The sequence below is a fragment of the Burkholderia sp. E168m23 genome, from assembly GCF_016586125.1.
Taxonomy (GTDB): Bacteria; Pseudomonadota; Gammaproteobacteria; order Burkholderiales; family Burkholderiaceae; genus Burkholderia; species Burkholderia orbicola.
Genome location: NZ_BCPP01000822.1, coordinates 1 through 3,304 on the forward strand (window position 1 = coordinate 1; position 3,304 = coordinate 3,304).

Consider the following 3,304-nt stretch of genomic DNA (forward strand, 5'->3'; position numbering starts at 1 on the left):
TACGCGGCGCCGGCCTTCAGCACGCCGACGAGCGCCATCACCATGTCGAACGAGCGCTCGACGCACAGCGCGACCGGCGTGTCGGGCTGCACGCCGCGCCGGCGCAGCACGGCCGCGATGCGCGACGTAGCGGCGTCGAGTTCGCGGTAGGTTGCACGCTGCACGCGGCCGTGCGCGTCCGCGTATTCGAGTGCGATCGCGTCGGGCGTCGCCCGTGCCGCGTCGGCGAATTGCAGATGCAGCGGCTGCCGTTGTTCCATCGGCCAGGTCCGTGCGGTGTCCTGAGCGCGCACCAGCGCGTCGCGGGTCGCGTCGTCGGCGATCGACAGCGTGCCGAGCAGCGCGTCCGGCGTGCGGGCCAGCGCATCGAGCGCGCAAGCGAACGCGCGGTGCCAGGTTTCGACCTGACGCGCGTCGACGCGTGCGGTGTCGTAGCCGTAGTCGATCGTCAGTTCGGCGCCGCTCTCGATCACGAGCGTCAGTGCGAAATCGGTCGCTTCGATGCTGCGTACGCCGCTCAACGCCAGCGCGCGCGGATCGGCGTCACGCGCGGTGTCGTCCACCGGATAGTTCTCGAACACGACCAGCGTGTCGAACAGTGCGCCGCCCGACCCGCGCGCCCGGCGCTGGATGTCGGCGAGCGGCGTGTGTGCGTGTTCGACGGCCGCCGCGTTCTCGCGCTGCAGCGTTTGCAGCCAGTCGGCCGCGCGTTGCTGCGGCGCCGGCGCGGTGATGACCGGCAGCGTGTTGATGAAGAGACCGAGCACCGAGTCGACGTCCGCGAGCGCGTCGGGGCGGCCGGCGACGGTCGCGCCGAACGCGACGGCCGGCTGGTGCGTCATCCGCTGGAGTGCGAGCGCCCAGGCGCCCTGCACCAGCGTGTTGACGGTCAGCTTCAGCGCGCGGGCGGTCTGCGCGACGCGCGCCGTCGTGTCGGCATCGAGCGTCGCGCGCCACGTGACCATCTCGGCATCCGCGCGGTCGGCCGTGCGTTCCGCGATCAGCGTCGGTGCGTCGAGCCGTGCCAGGCGCCCGGTCCAGAAGCGCTCGTCGGCGTCGCGGTCGCGCGTGCCGAGCCACGCGATGAAATCGCGATAGCGCAGCGCCGGACGGCTCGCGAACGGCGACACGGCGTCCGGGTCGCGGTAGTCGCGCAGCACGTCCGCGAGCAGGCGCGCGGTGCTCCAGCCGTCGAGCAGCACGTGGTGACGCGTCCAGACGACCCGCCACGCGTCGTCCGTCACGCGGATCAGCGTGAGCCGCATCAGCGGCGGCTCGCGCCAGTCGAAACCGCGCGTGCGGTCGGCCGCGAGCCACGCGTCGAAATCGGCATCGAGCGTGTCGCCGCGCGTGCGCCAGTCGAGCTGTTCGACCGGCATGCGTGCGTGACGATGCACGCACTGCAGCGGCGCGGCTTCGTCTGGCATCACGCTCGTGCGCAGGATGTCGTGACGCGCGACCGACGCGTCGAACGCGGCCGCGAGCCGGTCGGCGTCCAGCCCGGTGGCGGTCGCGACGAGCTGGTTCACGTAGCTCGCGTGGCCGGGCGCGAACAGCGCATGGAACAGGATGCCCTGCTGCATCGGCGACAGCGGATAGACGTCGTCGATCGTGCGCCAGTCGAGCGGCGCGCGTTCGATCGCGGCCTGCGTGAGACCGGCGGCCTGCGCGAGCGGGAAATCGCCCGGCGTCGCGCCGGCGCCGCGATGCGCGACGCGCGACGCACATGCATCGACGAGTTCGCGCAACGCGGTGGCGAAGCGTTCGGCGAACGCGTCGATCGTCGCGCGTTCGAATTGCGGCGCACCGTAGACCCAGTGGACCTTCAGCGTGCGCGCGCCGTCGCCGTCCGCGTCGAGGTACGCATGGATCGCGAGCGTGTTGCCGAGCGGCCCTTGGGGATCGCGCTCGACGCCGGTGCCGCCGAAACGCGGGACGAGCATCGCATCGCGCGGCGCGTCGAACTGGCCGAGATAGTTGAACGTGACGCGCGGACGCGGCACGGCAGCCAGCGCCGCACGCGTGGCCGTATCGCCATAGTGCGCGAGCACGCCGAAGCCGAGCCCCTTGTGCGGCACCGCGCGCAGCGCGTCCTTGACCGCGCACAGCGTGTCGCGGGCCGTCGCTGCGACCGGCAGCGTCACCGGGTAATGGCTCGTCAGCCAGCCGATCGTGCGGCTGGCCTCCGCGTCGTCGAACAGCGCTTCGCGGCCGTGTCCTTCCAGTTCGACCCGGCACGATGCGGCGCCGCGCGCGCCGGCCAGCGCCAGCGCGAGCGCCGCGCCGAGCAGTTCGATCGTCTGCGTGCGATAGGCCGCGTGCGCGTCGGTCAATGCGGCGCGGGTCAATGCCGCGTCGATCGTCTGCACGACGACGGCGGCATCGGCGTTCGTCGCCGCTGCGTCGGGGTGATCGGGCACGATGTCGTCGCCCTGCGCCATGCCGGCCCAGTAGGTAGCTTCACCTGCGAACGGCGACGCCGGTTCCGTTGCCGCGCGGGCAAGCCGTGCAGCCCAGGCGTCCGCGCGCAGGCCCGGCTGCGACAGGCGGACCGGCGTGCGTTCGCATGCCGCGCGGTAGGCGGTGTCGAGGTCGTCGAGCAGGATGCGCCACGACACACCGTCGACGATCGCATGGTGAATCGCGAGATAAAGCCGCGTCGAACCGTCCGGCAGCCGTGCCGCGCACGCGCAGGCGAGCGGCCCGCGGCCGAGGTCGAGACGGCGTTGCAGCGCGTCGAAGCGTGCCAGCGCGTCGGCTTCGTCGCGTGCGGCGACTTCGACGAACGGCAGCGCGTCGTACGGCTTCGCCGCATCGCTCGCGTGCCACGTGCCGTCCGCGCCGCGTGCGAAGCGCTGGCGGAATGCGTCGTGATGCGTGAGCAACGCGTCGAATGCGCGTGCGAATGCGTCCGCGTCGAACGCGCCGCGCACGTCGAACGACACTGATTGGTTCCAGTGGCCGCGGTGCGGAATATCGAGCGCGAAGAAGCGTTGTTGTGCGGGCGTCAGGATCGGGGTGGCGGCCGGTGCGGCAGTGGCAGTCGCGGTCGGAACCGCACTCGCCGGCTGCGCTGCGACGGCCGTATCGTCCGTTTTCGCGATGCGCGCGAGTTCGGCGACGGTCGGCCCGTCGAACAGTTGCTTCGGCGTGAAGCGCACGCCGCGCTTGCGGGCACGGGCGATCACCTGCAGCACGAGGATCGAATCGCCGCCGAGTTCGAAGAAATTGTCGTCGCGTCCGACCTTCGGCGCCTTCAGCACGGCCTGCCAGACGTCGGCGAGCACCGTCTCGACTGCGCCCT

General features: G+C 71.9%; 1 protein-coding gene. It reads right to left on the minus strand.

Going from position 1 to position 3,304, the window contains the following annotated elements; translation table 11 throughout:
* The coding region (locus tag JMF90_RS30265; protein ID WP_201325818.1) for a condensation domain-containing protein at positions 1-3,304 on the minus strand (3,304 nt) is incomplete at both ends.